Genomic DNA, 16,817 nt, shown 5'->3' with positions numbered 1-16,817 from the left:
GAATCCGGTTACGCGGTGCCGTAGACCTCTTCGCGGACCCAGTCGTACCCCTTGTCCTCGAGCTGTTCGGCGAGCTCGGGACCGCCGCTCTTTGCGATCTGACCGTCGAGCATCACGTGGACGTGGTCGGGCTCGACGTAGTCGAGGATGCGCTGGTAGTGGGTGATCTGGAGAATGCCGGTGCCCTGCTCGTCGCGAAGGGCGTTGATGCCGTTCGAGACGTCCTGCAGTCGGTCGATGTCGAGCCCGGAGTCGATCTCGTCGAGGACGGCGATCGAGGGCTCGAGGATGGCAGCCTGCAGCACTTCGTTTTGCTTCTTCTCGCCGCCGGAGAAGCCGGCGTTGAGGTAGCGCTGGGCGAACTTCTCGTCCATGTCCAGTTGCTCCATCTTCTCCTGGAGGATCTCCTGGAACTCGGCGACGCCGACCTCGCCTTCGTCGACGTCCCCTTCCATCGGCGAGGACTCGAAGCCTTCCTCCTCGTCTTCGTCCGCTTCGCCTTCCTCTTCCTCGAAGAGCTCCTCGCGCTCCTCGATCTTGGCGTTCAGCGCCGTCCGCAGGAAGTTCGTCATCGTGACGCCCTCGATCTCGGCCGGGTACTGGAAGCCCAGGAAGATGCCGAGCGCCGCACGCTCGTTGGGCTCGAGGTCCAGCAGGTCCCAGGTGCGCTGGTCCTCGTCGATCTCGACGTCCTCGCCGAACTCCTCGTCCTCGAGGTGCAAGAGAACCTCACCTTCGGTGACCTCGTAGGCAGGGTGGCCCGCGATGACCTTCGCGGTCGTGGACTTCCCGGAGCCGTTCGGCCCCATCAGCGCGTGGATTTCGCCCGACTCGACCTCGAGATCGACGCCCTCGAGGATCTTCTCGTCGCCCTCTGCTACTTCAGCGTGCAGGTTGCTCAGTTCGAGACGTGCCATAGTACTCTGTCACCTGAAGAGTGGGTCGTATCACTGATAACGGTTTCGTATCCAATTGGATACGATATCCTATCCGCAAAATAATTTTTTGAATACGTAACTCCACTTTTATTCGTAGTACTTGTCGGACGGGATTCGAGAACCCGAACGGCCAACGATATAAAAACCGTTCGTACGTCGGTTTCGGTTTCGATCGCCGAATCGGTCGGGACTACAGCGGCGCAGGACGTCCTCTCGACTCGCTTCTCGTCGTCGAGTCCCTGATAAATCATGCGAAGACTTATCAAACGGAATGGAATATGGGGATCCATCCGATGGGTTGGCAATTTACCGCTCGCTTTCTCCCGCTTTTCGTCGCCGCGACCCTCGCTGTGATCCTTTGCGTGCTCGCGATCCGGAATCGACAACGGGACGAACGAGCGGTCCCGCTCGTCGTCGGCGTGTTGCTGGGTGCCGGGATCTGGGCAGGGGCCGACGCGCTACGGCTTGCGCGTACCGATCTCGCCGCGAAATTCCTCCTGCACAACGTCCGGTTCGTCGGGTCGACGTTGCTCGTCCTCTCCACGCTGCTCTTTACCCTCGAGTATACGAATCGCGACGAGCGGGTCACGACGCGCACGGCCGCGGCGCTGGGCGCGCCGTTTCTCGTGACGCTCGTCCTCGTCTGGACCGATCACACGGCGACTCACGATCTGATCAGGACGAGCGTGGAACTCGCCGTCGTCGACGGGTTAGCCGTCGCCGAGTTCGCGTTCGGCCCCGCCTTCTACCTCAACGCTGCTTACTCCTACACGCTACTCGCGACCGCGCTCGCGCTGTACCTGCTCGAAATGCTCAGGACGCAGGGCCGGGTGTATCGTCGCCAGTGTGCGACGCTCGTGACGGGGATGCTCGTCCCGTGGGTACTGAACGCGCTGTACCTTCGAGGAACGACGGTGGTGGATCTCACCGGCGTCGGCCTCGTCGTGACGGGGATCGCCTTCTACGCATCGCTGTTCTGGTTCCAGTTGCTCGACCTGGGACCGATCGCCAGGAGCACCGTCGTCGACGAGATCGAGCACGGCGTCGTCGTGGTCGACGCCGAAGGCCGCGTAGTCGACGTCAACGAGACTGCAGTGTCGGTATTCGGTCGCTCCCGGGTCGACCTCGTCGGGTCGGACGCCGGGTCGTTGCCGAACTCACCCCCTGACCTCGCCGAGCGCCTCGCACGGGAGGAACCGGTCCACGACGAGGTGACGGTATCGGTCGGGGACGGCGCGCGACACTTCACCGTCGACGTCTCGCCGATCGCGGTTCGGGACGGTCACCACGCCGGCCACGTCGTCCTCTTCCGTGACGTTACCGAGCAACGCCAACGGCAGCGCGAACTCGAGCGCCGCACCGAACAACTCGAGACCCAGACCGACCGACTCGAACGGCAGAACGAGCGGCTGGATCGGTTCGCGAGCATTCTCTCTCACGACCTCCGGAACCCACTTACCGTCGCCCGCGGGTACGTCGAGACCATGGACGAGGACCGACCGCCGGATCCGGAACGGCTGGCAGCGATCGAGGAGTCGCTCGACCGGATGGACGAGATCGTCGACGACGTGCGAACGCTCGTCCGCCAGGAAAGCGAGCCGACCGACCGCGAGCCCGTCGACCTGCGGGCCGTCGCCACCGACGCCTGGAACGGGACCGCGACGAAAGACGCCTCCCTCGTCGTCGAGACTGACCGGACGATCCGCGCTGACCGGAGTCGTCTCCGACAGCTGCTGGAGAACCTGTTCCGGAACGCGATCGATCACGGCCCGGACGACGTCACCGTCCACGTGAGCGACTTCGAGGACGGGGGATTCTACGTCGCGGACGACGGCCCCGGGATCCCCGAGTCCGAACGCGAGACGGTCTTCGAGGAGGGGTACACGACCAGCGAGGGCGGGACGGGCCTCGGACTGGCCATCGTCTCGAGCGTCGCGGATGCTCACGGCTGGTCGATCGAGCTACTCGAGAGCGACGGCGGCGGTGCCCGGTTCGAGGTCGTCACCGGGAACGAGGACGGCGATGCCGATGCCGACACCGAGAGCGCGAGCACCGAGCCCCCCGTGAACCGCCGGGACCGGGAACCGTTCGACGATCGAGGATCGTCCCAGGAGCCCCCGTCTCTCGTCGACTAAACCCGGCGTAGCCGACCCGGGCTCACATGAAACTATCCAGGCCGGTCTGTTCCTGGCCCGACTTCACTTCCTCCCAGGAAACGTCCAGCGCCTCGAGGATGCGCTCGATCGGTCCTTTCAGGGTCTTCTCGAGCATCTTGTCGTAGTCGACCTCGAACTCCTCGGGGATCTGGTCCTCGTACTCGAAGCAGATCACGTCGGGGTCGCGCTTGAACGCGCCGTAGAGCGGATCGCGCTGTGGATCGAATCCCTCCTCCGATTCCATCCGCCGGAAGAAGGCGGGATCGACCCGCTCGAGGTAGAGCCGCTTTGGCTTGCTCCCGCGCTGGAAGTTGGTGTCGAGCAGGAGGTTGGCGTACTTCGCGCCGCGGACCTGTGCGGTATCGGTATCGTAGTTGTCGAGTCGCTTGCCGATCCCGCCGGGGATGGCGATGTCCTCGAGGCTCACGTCGCCGGCCAGCACGTCCTCGATAACGCCGTTGACGTACTCCTTGGCCCCTTCGACGTCGCCTTCCTTGACTATCGTCTCGATGACCTCGTGTTGGACCTCCTTAGTGATCGGGGCGATGTCCGAGCGCTGGTACTCGAAGCCGACGATGTCTATCGTGTCGACGTCCTTGCCCTCCTTCCAGGTGATGTGACCGGCGTAACGTTTCTTCTTGCCCGCCTGGAAGAACCGCCGGTAGAGCTTCTCGAACTCGATCTGGAAGCGGTGGTCCTCGGCGTTCAGGTCCTCGCGCGCGAAGTCCTCGTAGCGTTCGTTGATGTACTCCTCGATCTCGAAGGACTGCTCGAGGGCCTCGTCCTTCGAGACGTCGGGACCGAGCTCGAGCATGACGCTGTCGGTGTCGCCGTACGCGACTTCGTAGTCGAGTTCGTTGGCGGCGGTTTCGGTGAACTCGATGACGTCGCGGCCGGTCGCGGTGATCGCCGATGCGGCCTCCTTGTCGTAGAGCCGGAACTGCTCCCAGCCGGAGACGCCGTACAGCGAGTTCATGATGACCTTCACCGCGCCCTGCTGACGGTCGTACTGCTCGTACTCGGGCGTGCCGGGCTCGTGTTCGTCGCGCAGCGACTTCTTCTCCTCGCGCTCGGCGAGCAGTTCCTCGATCATCTCCCGGTTGACGCCGTCGGGTTCCTTCCGGAAGTGGGTCCCCGTCGGCGCCTCGTAGGTCTCGCCGTCGTACGTCTCGGGGTCGACCTTCGTCTCCGGCGAGGCGTTGATCGTCACCATACACATCGGGTACAGCGACTTCAGGTCGAGCACGGTGACGTTCTCCTTGACCCCCGTGATCGGCTCGAAGACGGCGCCGCCCTCGTACTCCTCGCCGCCCTCCTGTTGGCCCTTCGATGGGAGCGCGAAGCGGCCGTACGCCTGGTGGAGGACGTACATGTCGACCGCGTCGCCCGGCGTCGGGGCGTCCTCGAGTTTACAGCCGACGAACGACCGCACCTCGTCCCAGAACGGGATGATCTCCTGCTGGCGGTCGAGTTCGACGCAGAGTTCGACGTCCCGGAGGTTGTACTCGAGCAACTGAGTGGGGTCGTCCTCCCAGAGGTCGCCGATGTCGCCGGCGTATCGCTCCTTGCCGACGCCGAGCTCCTCCTCGCCGACGGCGTCGAGCCGGTAGGAGTCGAGTTCGGAGAAGACCATCCGCTGGTAGCCATAGAGGAGGTCGAAGACGACCCGGCCCTTGATGTCGGGGCCGCCCCAGTTGCTGCGCCAGACCTCGTCGACCCGCGAGAGCCGATCGATCTCGAGATCGTAGTCGTGGGTCCCCTGGAGTTCCTCGAGGCGGTCGAGGAAGTACGGCGCGTCGAAATCCTCGAAGTTCCAGCCGGTGAGGACGTCGGGATCGGTCTCCTCGACGTAGTCGACGAACGCCTCGAGCATCGCCTCCTCCTCCTCGAAGGCCCGGACTTCGTGGTCGATCTCGCCCTCGATCGGGTCGTACTCCTCGATCTCGGCCGGGATCTCGCCGTCGCCGATCGGCGCCTCGTAGAGCCACATGACGTACTCGTCGCGGTAGGAATCGTGGCTCGTGAGACAGACGATCGGCTCCTCGCCGTCCTCGGGGAACCCCGAACGGTCGTCGACCTCGATGTCGAACGTACAGATCCGGGGATCGGCGTCGACGTCCGCCGGTTCGACCTCCTCGTGGGGGACCACGAGCGAGCCGTCCTCGGCGCGGCGCTCGGGTACCCGCAGCCCGCTCCGGATGTCCTTGTCGATCAGGAACCGGTTGGGGAACAGGATGTCGGCCTCGTAGTGTTCGAACTCGTCGCGGACCTTCCCGACGTCACGGGGAGTCTGACCGAAGATCCTGGTCAGTCGCTCCCCGCGGATGCTCTCGTAGGGCTCGCCGTCGTCGTCCGTCTCCTCGCTGCCCGTCAGCCGGTCGTACTCCTCCTCGGGCGGCCGCTCGAGGCTGTCCGTCGGCGCGTAGAAGTACGGCCGGAAGCCGACGACCTGGACGTGCTCCAGTTCGCCGTCGGGCGTCCGTCCGAAGACGTGCATGATCGGCCGTTCCTCGTCGCCGTAGCCCGCGACGGTGTAGTCGACCTGCATCACGGCGAGGTCGAGTTCGCCGTCGGATTCGGGCAGCGTTTCTTCGACGACGTCGATCACGTCGGCCGCGCCGCCGCCGTCCCCGGCGACGGCGACCGCCTCTTCCTCCGGTCGGTCCTCGGACTCGGGTGGGGACGAGAACTCCGCGAGTCCGGTCTGGCCCGCCTCAGTCATGATAGCTGGCTTTGCAGTCGCCGGATAAAAACCCCCGCAATCCGCGGACGCCGTCGTCCTCGCCGGCCGGTTCCGGCGTCGATGACTGTCCCGTACCGGTGAAAAATGATTGATTGGTCCGGTCGGAAAAGGCCGGAGTATGCCACACCTCGAGCGGCGTGTGACGAAGCGGTCGACCGATCGCATGGCCCTGCCCGCCGTCGGCGCGCTCGGACTCGAGTCGCTCCTGCTCGACGGCGTCGACCCGGGTTCGCGGCTGGGTGGTAGCCTTCCCGACTTCCTGGTGCGAACGGATCGCGATCCGGACGACAGACCGACCATGGCGGCGAGCGATCGTTCTTCCGGCCCCAACGAGGGCGGACAAAGGGCCAGCGAATCGAACCCAGCCTCGAGCGTGTCGACGGACGAAACCGAACTCGAGGGTGGTGACGAAGGCGGCTTCGAGGCGACCGATGAGGTCGAGACCGACGGCGTCGAGGTGACGGTCCACGACTGCGAGACCGTCCGGATCGAGGGATCGGTCGACGAGGTGATTCTTGCGGCGTTCTGGTGGGACGAATCCGGCCTCCTCGGGACGATCGCGGAGCCGATCGGCGGCGTCGACGGCGAACGAGTCATCAGCGTCTCCGACGCGTTCGGCTCGTTCGCTCACGGACCGATCCTGTCGGAGGTCCAGGGGTTCCGGGCCGGCACGCCGACTGTCCCCGGCAACGGCGACTGGACCGTCTCGAACCCCAGTCTCGAGCGGTGTATCGAGCGCGTTCGCGACCGCTACGACGGCCCCGGGGACCTCGAGGGGCCGTTCCCGGACTCCGAGGGCTCGGAGCGGAAGCGATAGCGGACCGCTGGGAACCGTCTTTAGCACGCCCATCGAATGATTCACCCACGATGTACGACGCTATCCTGGTCCCGACCGACGGGCGGGACAACACCGAGCGAGCGATCGAGGAAGCCGTCGGCCTCGCCGTCGCCCACGACGCTACCCTCCACGCGCTGTACGTCATCAACTCCGCACAGGTCGCGCCGGGGATCGACTTCGACGACCTCGAGCCGATCGGCGAGGAGGCCGTCGAACACGTCGCCACCCGGGCCGAAGCAGCGGGCGTCGAGGACGTCCGGACCACGGTCCAGCATGGCCTTCGCCACCGAGCCATCCTCGAGTACGCCGACGAGGCGGACGTCGACCTGATCGTCATGGGCCGGAACCGCGGCCTGGAACGGTTCCTCCGGAAGAGCGTCTCGGACCAGGTCGCCGAGTCAGCCTCGAGGCCGGTGTTGGTCGTCGAGTAGCGAGGGTGGGACCGCGACCCGTGGCATAGTGTATCGATTCGAAACCGGATCCGTCTGCCGGGTCGAGAAGGCCTTTTATCCGGTGTTGATTAGCCCGAGTCGATTCCCGTGGTTCGTACCGTTCCCAACCCGTTTCGGCTCGCGATCCTCTGGATCGGGCTCGGGCTCGCGAAGCTCGGCCTGATCGAGGCCGAGCGAGCGCGCCGAACCACGGACCTCGCCTGGCCGCGGATCGTCACCGGGCTCGCCCGGATGTCGAAAAACGCCGTCGACGTCGCGATGGTCGGCGTCGGCGTCGGATCGGCGGCCATCGCCGGCGTCGGGTTCGCCTCGCCGTTCTGGGGCCTGGCGTTTGCCTTCGGCGGCGGCGTCGCCGGCGGAACGATCGCGCTCGTTTCCCAGCGTTACGGCGCGGAGACGTACGATCAACTCGGACAAGCCGTCCGCTCGAGCGCCCTGCTGGTCGTGGTAATCACGGTCCCGATCACCGCGACCTTCTGGCTCGTCCCGACGAAACTGATCTCGCTTCTCAGTTCGGACGCCGAGGCGATCGAACTGGGGGCGACCTACCTGCGGATCGTCGGCCTCGGCGTCCCCTTCGCGGGGCTCAATCTGGTCGGGAGCAGGACCTTCGTCGGGATGGACGACGCCTGGACGCCGATGGTCGTCCGCGCGGGCGGTGCGGTCGCGAACATCGTCCTCAACGCCGTGTTGATCTTCGGTCTGGGGCTTGGCGTCACCGGTGCGGCGATCGGGACCGTGCTCGCGAACGTCGCGGTGACGGCGACGTTCGCCGTCGGACTGATCGCGGGCCGGCTGCCGGGAGCCGGGGAGTTCCCGATCAGCGTCGACCCGACGGGGAGCTACGTCCACGAGCCGACGGTCCGCGATCTGACGACCATCGGGCTCCCCGTGCTCGGGTCGAAACTCGTCTGGACGGCCGCCGAGTTCCCGCTGCTCGGCATCGTCGACCTGTTCGGCCAGCGGACCGTCTCGGCCTACGTCATCGCCCGCCGCATCCTGGGGCTGATGAACACGCCGGGCTGGGGGTTCGGACTCGCGGCCTCGAGCCTCGTCGGACAGGAACTCGGCGACGGCGACGAGCTACGCGCCGAACGGTTCGGCCGGGAGATCGTCCTGTTCTCGACGGCAGTCTACGCCGTCGGGGCGGCGATCGTCTTCGCCTTCGCGGAGCCGATCGTCCTCGCGTTCACGAACGAACCGGCCCAACTGGCCGTCGGCACCGCGGTGACGCTCGTCCAGGTCGCCTGCGTGGCAGTCGTCCTGAAGGGGGTCTCGACTGGCGCGGCCGGAGCCCTCAGGGCGAGCGGCGATACGCGGTGGCCCTTCTACAGCCAGTTGCTCGGGATGTTCGGGCTCGCGATCCCGCTAACGTATCTCGGGGCCGTCGGCCTCGAGATCCCGTCCTGGACCGTCCCGATCCCGGGGCTCGAGGCAACGACCCCCGCGGTTTCCCTGCCGGCGATCGGTCTGCTCGGGCTCTATCTGGCCTTCCTCGCCGAAACCGCCGTTCCCGCAGCCATCAACTACTACCGGTTCTGGACCGGCCGGTGGAAGGCGATCAGTCGCGACTATCGGCCGGACTCGGTGCCCAGCGACGACTGAGGGCCGTCATTTCGACTCCGACTCCGACTCCGAATTCGACTCCGACTCCGATTCTGCCGTCGCATCGGGCACGGGAACGACAACGACCGGCCGGGACGTTCCCTCGAGAACGCCGTCCACGACCGATCCCGCGCCGGTCGAACCGTCGCCGTTCGCTTCGGTTTCGCTGGAGGAGGTCGTCCGCCCCACGATCACTTCGTCGACTTCGTGCTCAGCGGCGACCTCGGCGAGGGCGGGGGCGAGGGCAGTGTCGCGATACTCCGTCCGAAGCGTGTCGACGAACGGCAGCCTGACACGAGCGACGTTTAGCGCCTCGCGGGCGTCGCGTTCACCCGGTTCCTCCCCGTCGCCGACCCTGTCGCCGACCCTGTCGCCGACCCTGTCTCCGACCCTGTCGCCGTCCTCGTCGCCGGACGCGGCGACGGCGATAACCTCGATTTCCTTGCCGTCACCGGCACCCCGTCGCTCGAGGTAATCACAGACCGCCGCGGTGGCGTGTACGGAGTCGGTGCCGACGAGATACACTTGCATACCCGCTCGAGCGGCCGATCGAAGAAGAACGTACGGGATCGATCGATTCTTGCCTCACTGCTCGCCGGCGGCGTTTTCCGACCCAGAAAACGCCCTCCCGACTCTATTAGTACCCCCAGTAAAGGAAAGGCTGGGGAGATCACAGGTCCGGTTCCCTCACACCACGTGATCCCCCGCTTCCCGACCGCCGGATCGAGCGACAGTCCGCACGCGGGAGCCCGCCACCTCTGCCCCGCCAGGTGACCTCGCGTCCGTCGTTCGGTCCCCTCGCCCCCTTTCGTCCGCCCTGTGGTCCGCTCCGCTTCGCTTCGGCCCGACCGAACCGGCGCAGTCGGCCCCGATACGCCTGCGTCTGGACCCGGTTTCTCTCACTGTCACGTCTCTGGCGAAATCGAACGTCGGAAGCCTCGAGATTCGGCGTCCGGGTCAATGCCGCCCGTACAGCGAATAGGTGATCGCCACGAGCCCGAGCAGTCGGCTCACGTTCTCGAAGAAGACGGTCGCGACCTGCTGTGCGTCGGTAAACGTGTTGATCGTCACGTTCACGAGGAACGGACAGAGGGTGAGCAACAGCAGGCCGATCGCGAGGTAGAACATCGACGGCGCATCGTTACGGCGGTACCCCCGATACGCCTGGTACGCGATGACCGTCCCGATCAAGGCGACGAGAAAGAGGCTCGCGACGGTCAGGAGTTCGAACATCGTCGCCTCGTCGATCCTGACGACGTCCGCGCTGGCTCCGGGGCCCGTTACGGCCTCCGGTTCGAACCCAGTACGGATACTGATTCCGTCCCCGATCATCGTATCCCCTCCCACATTCGGGTGAATCTGTCCGCGACGTCTTCCTCACGGTAGGATAGTTCGAGATCGAAGGCGCCGTCCTCCAGCGTCAACTCGAGTCGCTCGAGGTTCGCGCTGTAGACGCTGTAGTGGTTCCCGTCGGGGGCGAGCTCCGTCTCTTCGGTGACGAGCCGACACTCCTCGAGGCGATCGAGGCGGCGATAGATCGTCGGCAGGGACGCGTCACACCGTTCGCTCAGGGTGCTGGCAGACATGGGTTCGACGCTCGTATGGGTGAGGATCTCCCGGGCGTACTCGTCGTCGAGAACGGCGAGCACCGTCGACAGATCCGACTCCTCACTCACTGGTACCCGGTCGTTCCGGCAGTAGTATCAAAAACGGTCCGGTTTTTCTGACCGAGAAAACGCCCGACACAACCGGTCGTTCGTTCCGGTTTTCGCCTTCACACGTCCAGCCGGGCCAGCCAGTCGACCGTCGACTCGAGCAGTCGATCCTCGGCGACGCTCGAGAAGCGGTGTCCTTCGCCCGGAACCGCCCGGAGGAGGACGTCCGTCTCGAGCCGGCGGGCAGCCTCGAAACTGTCCTCGATCGCGACCGATCCGTCCTCGCGGCCGTGGACGATCAGGACCGGCACCGAAAGGGCGTTCACGACGTTCTCGAACGCGTACGAATCGAGATCCTCGAAAAACCGGCCGTCGATGGACCGGCCCTCGTCGAATCGGCATTCGCCCTCCCGGTGGACCGTGGCTCGATAGTTGTCGAACGCCCGCGCGTAGGTCACGGGCGCTCGGGCGACGATCGCCGCGACGTCCTCTCGGTCAAGTGCGGCGTGGAAGGCGACCTTGCCGCCGAAACTCGAGCCGAAGAGGACGGTCGACGGAGGATCGAAGTACTCGAGGACGGCCTCGAGGTCGGCGATGCGGTTGCCGAGCGTCGCGTCGGCGAAGGAACCGTCGGCGTCGCCACAGCCGCGGAAGTCGAACCGGACGGCCTCGTACCCCTCGGCGGCGGCGCGCCGACAGCGGCGCTCGTAGCTCCCGGACTTGTCGCTGAGGAAGCCGTGGCAGCAGACGAACCAGGCGTCGGTCGCGCCGTGATCGGTCCGGTCGCTCGCGGTCGCGCTCGAGTCGGGTCGGTGGTGGACCGCGACGACCGACTCGCCGTCGGCGACGGGAACGTCGTGGGTTTCGGGCATCGGGTGGGGGTACGGGCTCGAGTCGGGAGTACGCTCCTCTTCGTCGTGGCATCACACTCGAGGGGGCGACGGACAGGTCGAACACGGTCGCACCTCCCCCGCTCGGACGAAACCGCGGTAGGCGGGCCGTAACCCCCGCCCGAACGTGGCCGTCGGCCCGGTCCGGAAGTACGGCCTCATTTACTATCGTATCGATCGCGGAGAGTGTACGGACGAGATGACCGAACCGATTGCGAACAGGTACCGCCCGTCCCCGCCGCCGTGCAAAGGCGTCGTTCGGGCCGATTGCGGCCGATCGTCGACGAGGCGCCGCTCGGACTCGTTCGCGCGCGATGGCGTCGACATCCACGGCACCGGAACCGGAACCGATTCCGGAAACGGAAACGGAAACGGAAACAGAAACGGAACGGGGGGACGACCATGAGGACGGATCGCAGTCGTCGCCTCGAGGCCGACGCCCTCCCCGACGACGCCGAGTTCGCGCTCTGTCTCACCCACGACGTGGATCGCCCCTACAAGGGGCTCCGCGGGTTGTACTATGCGACCCAGGAACGGCCCGGTTACCACCTCCGGACGCTACTGCCGGGATCGAACCCCTACTGGCAGTTCGAGTCGATCATGGAACTCGAGGCCGACCTGGGGGTACGGTCGGCGTTTTACTTCCTCAACGAACAGCACCTGCTGGCCGAACGACCCGTCCGGGAGTGGTTCTCCCCGTCGAACTGGGTACAGCATCTCGGCCGGTACGACGTCACCGCCGACGAGGTAGTCGAGACGATCCGCGCGCTCGACGACGGCGGCTGGGAGGTCGGCCTGCACGGGTCGTACCACACCCGGGACGACCGAGACCGGCTTCGGGAGGAGAAGCAAACCCTCGAGCGCGTCCTCGGGAAACCGGTTGCGGGCGGCCGACAGCACCATCTCCGGCTGGCGGTGCCCGACACGTGGGACCACCACCGTTCGATCGGCCTCGAGTACGACGCGAGCCTCGGCTCGGCGGCGGAGTGTGGGTTCCACTACGGGTATCGCCCGATTCGGCCGTTCGAGGACAATGGGAGCGACTTCCTCGTGTTCCCGCTGACGATCATGGACCAGGCGCTGCCGGACCCCGGGACCGAGTTCGAGGCCGCGCGGCGCACTTGCGAACGCCTGTTGCTCGACGCCGCGAGAAACGACGCCGTGATGACCGTCCTCTGGCACCCGCGATATTTCAACGAGCGGGAGTTCCCCGGCCATCGACGCCTTTACCGGTGGCTCGTCGAGCGGGCGGCCGAAATGGGCGCGTGGATCGGCTCTCCGGGTGCGTTCTGCCAGCACCTCGAGGGGGAAATCGAAGTCGAAGCCGAAGCCGAATCCGACGCTGACGCCGAGTTGGATGCCCGGGACGACCCGGAGGTGACGCCGGTGACAGGGTCGAAAGCGGACTCGGACGGGAAAACCCGCCCCGCTCGAGAAACCGACCCCGGTGGAGTCACGGACGCTGCCGACCCGACCGAGTCGGAACCGGTCGGCACCGACTCGCCGACGGCGAGGGGTGAATCGTGACCCGATCGAACCCCGCGACGGTCGTCGCCGTCGTCGCGCTCGTCGTGTTCGGGACAGTCGGCGCGACCGGAATCGCGACGGCCCAGAGCGGATCGGGGGCAGGCGCGGGCGGCGCCGTGATCGGAACCGGCGCGTCGGCCCAGTTGTCTGCCGACTCCTACGTCGTGGAACAGGGCGACGCCTGCCGGCAGATCGAGCCGCTATCGACCGCCGAGTCAGTCGAGTCGTTCTACGACTACCGGAACCACGACACCCACCCCGAGGGGGTCGACCGGATGTACAGCTCCTACGGCACGGAACACCTCCAGGAGAACAACGCGAGCCTGCTCTTCCTCCACGAGGGGACCGACGGGATCAGTCTCGTCATGGTCCACGACCGCGTCGACGGCAACACGACGGGCGGCGTCGCGACGTTCGACATCGTGGGGCTTCCCCACGAGTCCGAGTGGGTCGTCAAGAACGATGACTACGATGGACCGACCAACATGGACGAGTTCGACCGCGGCGACGGCTGGGCGAGCGCTTCCTGGATCTGGATCGAGAGCCGGACCGCCGGCGGCGCGATCCAGGGCGGATTGAACGAACCGTTCGCCGCGACGATTCACCCGGCGTTCAACGAGGACGCGGAGTATTACGACAACGACGACCTCTCCGTCCCCGACTGGTACGACGGCGGCGAGATCGAGGAGTGGCACGTCCTCTCCGGCGACGCCGACGACCCCGAGCGCGCAGCCTTCTCCTCGCTCGAGGAGCCGGTGACGATTCGGACGGGAACCTGCGACGACCCGTCGGTGAGCTACGACCGCACCGACGACGGGATCGGCGCCACGATCGACGGCGCGTCGCCGGACGACGTCGTTCGCCTCCAGCCGACCAACGGAACGGGCGACGCCGTCAGGTTCGATCACGTCGACGTGACCGGCCTCGAGGGCGAGGAGACGGTCACCTTCGAGAGCCGTGAACCCGACGACCTCCCCGCCTCGCCGGCCGACCGCGAATCGCTGGGATCGCTCGACGGCTCCGCGAGCGGGAACGTGACGGCGACGGTCACCGTCAGCGTCCGGGCCGACGTGCTCGAGGAACGGGGTCTCGATCCCGACCGCGTGGCACTCTACGAGGCCGACGGGGACGACGGCTGGAGCGAGGCCGACACGTCACTAACTGACGAGACGGGAACGGCCTACTACTACACCGCGGAGGTCTCCTCGCTCGAGGCGCTGACGGTCGCGGAGACCGGAGAGGCCCCGGCCACGGACGGCGGCTATGCCTCGGCTATTCCGGGGTTCGAACTCGGTGCGGCCGCCGGCGTGATTGCGCTGCTGACCGTCGCGCTGGCGGTGAGATATCGGTCCCGATCGGGATCGGAGTAGATCCGGACCGGTCGGGCCACCCACGGGCCGTACGGCCACGTCTATCAGTTATCGAGAATTTTAACTCCCGGAGCGGACTCCCGGTGAGTAGATACCGTCGTGAGCAGCGAGTTACGCGAGGAGCCGAGAGGAGAAGAGCAGGACGGGGCGGATCCGGGAGCCGAGCCCGAGACCGAGACCGAGCCACGCACGGACGTTGCCCCCGACGAGCGCGAGGCCCTGCTGACGATCGCCCACGGCGCGGTCGTCACCTCCGGCGGCGTCTCCGTCCAGCGCGGGCTGGTCGCCGCGACGGAGTTCGTCCTCGCGCGGGGGCTCGGCCCCGTCGCGTACGGCGTGTACGCGCTCGCCTGGCGGATCGCACAGTTGCTCGTTCGGCTGGTCACGTTCGGGAGCGTACCGACCCTCCAGCGGTACGTGCCCGCGTTCGAGGACGATCCCGCGCGGCGGTCGCGGGTCGCAGGACTGGCCTACGCCACCACGACGGGCTTTGGCCTGGCCATCGCCGCGGCGGTGTGGGTCCTCGCGCCGCGGATCGACGCGGCCACGGTCGACCACCCATCGTTCCCGCCGGCGATGCGGCTGTTCGGCGTTCTCGTCCTGTTGCTCGGCGTCCTGATGATCTACGCCGCGCTCTTTCGCGCCGTCGGTTCGGCTCGCGGTGAGGTGATCTTCAACAAACTCCTCCGACCGGCGGTGCGGCTGGTCGGCGCGCTCGTCGCCCTCGCGCTCGGCTACTCCGTCGTCGGCGTCGCCGGCGCGTTCGTCGCGTGTGCCGCCGCCCTCGTCATCGTCGGGTTTCCGGCGACGACGAGCGCGACCGGCATTCGGCCGCGGCTCAGGGGCGCGCGGGCCGAAGTCCGCCGGTTCTACGATCACGCGGCGCCGGTAGCGATGAGCAGCCTCGGGAAGGTGTTCCAGAACCGCGTCGACATCCTGCTCGTCGGCGCGCTACTCTCGGCGACGGCTGCGGGGGTCTACAACGTCGTCCTCGTGTTGATCTCGATCGCGTGGATCCCCCTGCTCTCGTTCAATCAGCTGTTGCCCCCGGTCGCCTCCGAACTCCACTCGAGCGACAGGATGGAGACGCTCAACGCGGTCTACTCGTCGGTGACCCGTCTCATCGTCACCGCCGTCGTTCCGGTCCTGGCGGTCCAGGCGGTGTTCGGCAGGGAACTGCTGGCGCTGTTCGGGGCGACCTACGCCCGGGGATACCTCCCGCTGGTCGTCTACCTCGGCGGCGTGTTCGTCGGCAGCGCCGTCGGAGCGACTGGCTGGCTCCTGATGATGACGGACCACCAGTACGCCCGGATGGCCCTCGACTGGCTGCTCGCGGCGTTGAACGTCACGCTGACCTACGCGTTCGTTTCGGCGTTCGGACTCGTCGGCGCGGCGCTTGGCACCTCGCTCGCGATCGCCGTCCAGAACTCGTTGCAGGTCCTGTTGCTCCGTCGGTTCGAGGGGCTGTGGCCGTTCGACGCCACGTACCTCAAGCCGCTGGGGGGCGGCGTCGTCATGGCCGGAGCGATGCTCGGCGTGCGGTCGGCGGCGGACGGAGCGCCCGCCGTTGCAGTGGGGATGGTCGTCGGGCTCCTCGCCTACGTGGCGACGTTGCACCTGTTAGGGGTCGATCCCCGCGATCGGCTCGTCGTCAGCGAACTCGCCGTCCGTTACCGCGAGGACCTCGTCGGGATAATGTCACGGTACCGGGCGTAGCCGACACCCGGTCGACCGCGAACGGTGGCCAGGGGAAGGTATATCCCGCGCGGTCGAGTGTCGAACGCAACGTGAACGAACGGTTGCCGGAGGACTGGGTGGACGACGACGTCAGGGTAAACGGCGTCCGGATTCGCTACCTTCGGACCGGTGGGTCGAGCAGGCCGCTCGTCGTCGCACACGGCCTCTACGACGACGTGCCGAGCTGACTGCCGCTCGTCTCGGACCTCGACGCCGAGTACGACGTCGTCGCGTACGACGCCCGCGGTCACGGGCTGTCGGACGCGCCGCCGACGGGGTACTCGGTCGCGGACAGAATCGACGACCTCCTCGGGCTCCTCGAGGAACTCGGCCTCGAGTCGCCGGTCCTCCTGGGTCACTCGACCGGCGGGAACACGGTCATGGCGGCTGGGGCTCGCCGGCCCGAGCGACCGCACGCGATCGTGGCGATCGATCCCGCCGGCCTGCTCGATCTCGAGCCGGACCCGAAGGTGCGCGAGCGTCGCACTCGCGAGCGGATCGAGGAGTGGCACGAGCTGTCGGTCGAGGAGTTGCTTTCCGTCGAGGAGGGTCTCCAGGACCTCGTAGCGACGGGCAACGAACGACTCGCACGGCTGCTCACACGTGCCCGACAGCGCGTGCATCCCCGCGCCGCCGCGGTCACCCGTCACGGGTTCGCCGATCCCGAGGAAATCTATCCGGAGATCGCTGCCCCGACGCTGGTCCTCCGTGCGGACGGCGACGAACGACAGCGGGAGCGCGACCGAACCCGGTGTGCCCGCCTTCCGAACGGTCGTCTCTATCACGTCGACGGGGCGGGCCATACGGTCGTGCGTGACGCTCGCGAGGAAGCAACTCGAGCCGTCCTGGAGTTTCTCGACGAGGTACCGTAGCCGATTTCGAGGCTCGCGACGAACCGTTCCCCGG

The 16,817-nt window shown here is 66.8% G+C and carries 15 protein-coding genes; 9 read left to right on the top strand and 6 right to left on the bottom strand.

The genetic code is table 11. The features are described 5' to 3' along the window. Nucleotides 1-8: 8 nt before the first annotated feature. Nucleotides 9-917, bottom strand: coding sequence for an ABC transporter ATP-binding protein (locus CHINAEXTREME_RS16885; RefSeq protein ID WP_007140912.1), 909 nt, complete (start codon nucleotides 915-917; stop codon nucleotides 9-11). A gap of 314 nt (nucleotides 918-1,231) precedes the next feature. On the opposite strand from CHINAEXTREME_RS16885, the gene CHINAEXTREME_RS16880 reads away from it, so the two are divergent. Next, complete coding sequence (locus CHINAEXTREME_RS16880) at nucleotides 1,232-3,073, top strand: histidine kinase N-terminal 7TM domain-containing protein (protein WP_238593306.1); 1,842 nt, start codon at nucleotides 1,232-1,234, stop codon at nucleotides 3,071-3,073. A 22-nt stretch (nucleotides 3,074-3,095) separates the two neighbouring features. Here the strand turns inward: CHINAEXTREME_RS16880 and CHINAEXTREME_RS16875 are convergent, their stop codons facing one another. Next, nucleotides 3,096-5,816, bottom strand: a complete 2,721-nt coding sequence (locus CHINAEXTREME_RS16875; RefSeq protein ID WP_007140914.1) for a DNA-directed DNA polymerase — start codon at nucleotides 5,814-5,816, stop codon at nucleotides 3,096-3,098. A 139-nt stretch (nucleotides 5,817-5,955) separates the two neighbouring features. Here CHINAEXTREME_RS16875 and CHINAEXTREME_RS16870 point away from each other — a divergent pair, with 139 nt between their 5' ends. From CHINAEXTREME_RS16870 to CHINAEXTREME_RS16860, 3 genes are all read left to right on the top strand, one after another. After that, a complete protein-coding gene (locus CHINAEXTREME_RS16870; protein ID WP_238593305.1) occupies nucleotides 5,956-6,654 on the top strand; it encodes a hypothetical protein in 699 nt (232 codons plus the stop codon). A gap of 50 nt (nucleotides 6,655-6,704) precedes the next feature. Beyond that, nucleotides 6,705-7,106 (top strand): universal stress protein, encoded by a 402-nt coding sequence (locus CHINAEXTREME_RS16865; RefSeq protein ID WP_007140916.1) that lies wholly within the window; start codon nucleotides 6,705-6,707, stop codon nucleotides 7,104-7,106. A 108-nt stretch (nucleotides 7,107-7,214) separates the two neighbouring features. Further along, the gene (locus tag CHINAEXTREME_RS16860) at nucleotides 7,215-8,732 is read left to right on the top strand and encodes an MATE family efflux transporter (protein ID WP_007140917.1); all 1,518 of its coding nucleotides are present in this window, start codon (nucleotides 7,215-7,217) and stop codon (nucleotides 8,730-8,732) included. 6 nt (nucleotides 8,733-8,738) lie between these two features. Here the strand turns inward: CHINAEXTREME_RS16860 and CHINAEXTREME_RS16855 are convergent, their stop codons facing one another. The 4 genes from CHINAEXTREME_RS16855 to CHINAEXTREME_RS16840 all read right to left on the bottom strand — a co-directional run bounded on the left by CHINAEXTREME_RS16855 (nucleotide 8,739) and on the right by CHINAEXTREME_RS16840 (nucleotide 11,259). Continuing rightward, nucleotides 8,739-9,263, bottom strand: coding sequence for a hypothetical protein (locus tag CHINAEXTREME_RS16855; protein ID WP_007140918.1), 525 nt, complete (start codon nucleotides 9,261-9,263; stop codon nucleotides 8,739-8,741). 426 nt (nucleotides 9,264-9,689) lie between these two features. Further along, a complete protein-coding gene (locus tag CHINAEXTREME_RS16850) occupies nucleotides 9,690-9,965 on the bottom strand; it encodes a DUF7521 family protein (RefSeq protein ID WP_044962062.1) in 276 nt (91 codons plus the stop codon). Nucleotides 9,966-10,060: 95 nt separating this feature from the next. Continuing rightward, the gene (locus CHINAEXTREME_RS16845; protein WP_007140920.1) at nucleotides 10,061-10,408 is read right to left on the bottom strand and encodes an ArsR/SmtB family transcription factor; all 348 of its coding nucleotides are present in this window, start codon (nucleotides 10,406-10,408) and stop codon (nucleotides 10,061-10,063) included. A gap of 98 nt (nucleotides 10,409-10,506) precedes the next feature. Continuing rightward, nucleotides 10,507-11,259, bottom strand: coding sequence for an alpha/beta hydrolase family protein (locus CHINAEXTREME_RS16840; protein ID WP_007140921.1), 753 nt, complete (start codon nucleotides 11,257-11,259; stop codon nucleotides 10,507-10,509). Nucleotides 11,260-11,679: 420 nt separating this feature from the next. Between CHINAEXTREME_RS16840 and CHINAEXTREME_RS16835 the strand changes: the two genes are divergently transcribed. The 5 genes from CHINAEXTREME_RS16835 to CHINAEXTREME_RS16815 all read left to right on the top strand — a co-directional run bounded on the left by CHINAEXTREME_RS16835 (nucleotide 11,680) and on the right by CHINAEXTREME_RS16815 (nucleotide 16,783). Beyond that, complete coding sequence (locus tag CHINAEXTREME_RS16835; protein WP_029601758.1) at nucleotides 11,680-12,804, top strand: polysaccharide deacetylase family protein; 1,125 nt, start codon at nucleotides 11,680-11,682, stop codon at nucleotides 12,802-12,804. After that, nucleotides 12,801-14,174, top strand: a complete 1,374-nt coding sequence (locus tag CHINAEXTREME_RS16830; RefSeq protein ID WP_007140923.1) for a hypothetical protein — start codon at nucleotides 12,801-12,803, stop codon at nucleotides 14,172-14,174. The genes CHINAEXTREME_RS16835 and CHINAEXTREME_RS16830 overlap by 4 nt, the downstream gene beginning before the upstream one ends. Nucleotides 14,175-14,273: 99 nt before the next feature. Further along, a complete protein-coding gene (locus tag CHINAEXTREME_RS16825; protein WP_007140924.1) occupies nucleotides 14,274-15,890 on the top strand; it encodes a lipopolysaccharide biosynthesis protein in 1,617 nt (538 codons plus the stop codon). A 71-nt stretch (nucleotides 15,891-15,961) separates the two neighbouring features. Then, nucleotides 15,962-16,099, top strand: a complete 138-nt coding sequence (locus CHINAEXTREME_RS21555; RefSeq protein ID WP_007140925.1) for a hypothetical protein — start codon at nucleotides 15,962-15,964, stop codon at nucleotides 16,097-16,099. Further along, nucleotides 16,100-16,783 carry an alpha/beta fold hydrolase gene (locus CHINAEXTREME_RS16815; protein WP_076738758.1) on the top strand — a complete coding sequence of 228 codons (684 nt, stop codon included), beginning with the start codon at nucleotides 16,100-16,102 and terminating at the stop codon, nucleotides 16,781-16,783. It abuts the gene before it with no gap. Nucleotides 16,784-16,817 lie beyond the last annotated feature (34 nt).

The sequence above is a fragment of the Halobiforma lacisalsi AJ5 genome, assembly GCF_000226975.2.
GTDB classification, from domain to species: Archaea; Halobacteriota; Halobacteria; order Halobacteriales; family Natrialbaceae; genus Natronobacterium; species Natronobacterium lacisalsi.
Note: the sequence above shows the minus strand (reverse complement) of the source record. Positions and strands in the feature narration are given on the sequence as shown.

What these genes read in the sequence shown, in the direction of transcription:
- CHINAEXTREME_RS16885 (WP_007140912.1), bottom strand. Translation starts at nt 917, where the DNA reads ATGGCACGTCTCGAACTGAGCAACCTGCACGCTGAAGTAGCAGAGGGC.
- CHINAEXTREME_RS16880 (WP_238593306.1), top strand. Translation starts at nt 1,232, where the DNA reads ATGGGTTGGCAATTTACCGCTCGCTTTCTCCCGCTTTTCGTCGCCGCG.
- CHINAEXTREME_RS16875 (WP_007140914.1), bottom strand. Translation starts at nt 5,816, where the DNA reads ATGACTGAGGCGGGCCAGACCGGACTCGCGGAGTTCTCGTCCCCACCC.
- CHINAEXTREME_RS16870 (WP_238593305.1), top strand. Translation starts at nt 5,956, where the DNA reads ATGCCACACCTCGAGCGGCGTGTGACGAAGCGGTCGACCGATCGCATG.
- CHINAEXTREME_RS16865 (WP_007140916.1), top strand. Translation starts at nt 6,705, where the DNA reads ATGTACGACGCTATCCTGGTCCCGACCGACGGGCGGGACAACACCGAG.
- CHINAEXTREME_RS16855 (WP_007140918.1), bottom strand. Translation starts at nt 9,263, where the DNA reads ATGCAAGTGTATCTCGTCGGCACCGACTCCGTACACGCCACCGCGGCG.
- CHINAEXTREME_RS16850 (WP_044962062.1), bottom strand. Translation starts at nt 9,965, where the DNA reads ATGTTCGAACTCCTGACCGTCGCGAGCCTCTTTCTCGTCGCCTTGATC.
- CHINAEXTREME_RS16840 (WP_007140921.1), bottom strand. Translation starts at nt 11,259, where the DNA reads ATGCCCGAAACCCACGACGTTCCCGTCGCCGACGGCGAGTCGGTCGTC.
- CHINAEXTREME_RS16835 (WP_029601758.1), top strand. Translation starts at nt 11,680, where the DNA reads ATGAGGACGGATCGCAGTCGTCGCCTCGAGGCCGACGCCCTCCCCGAC.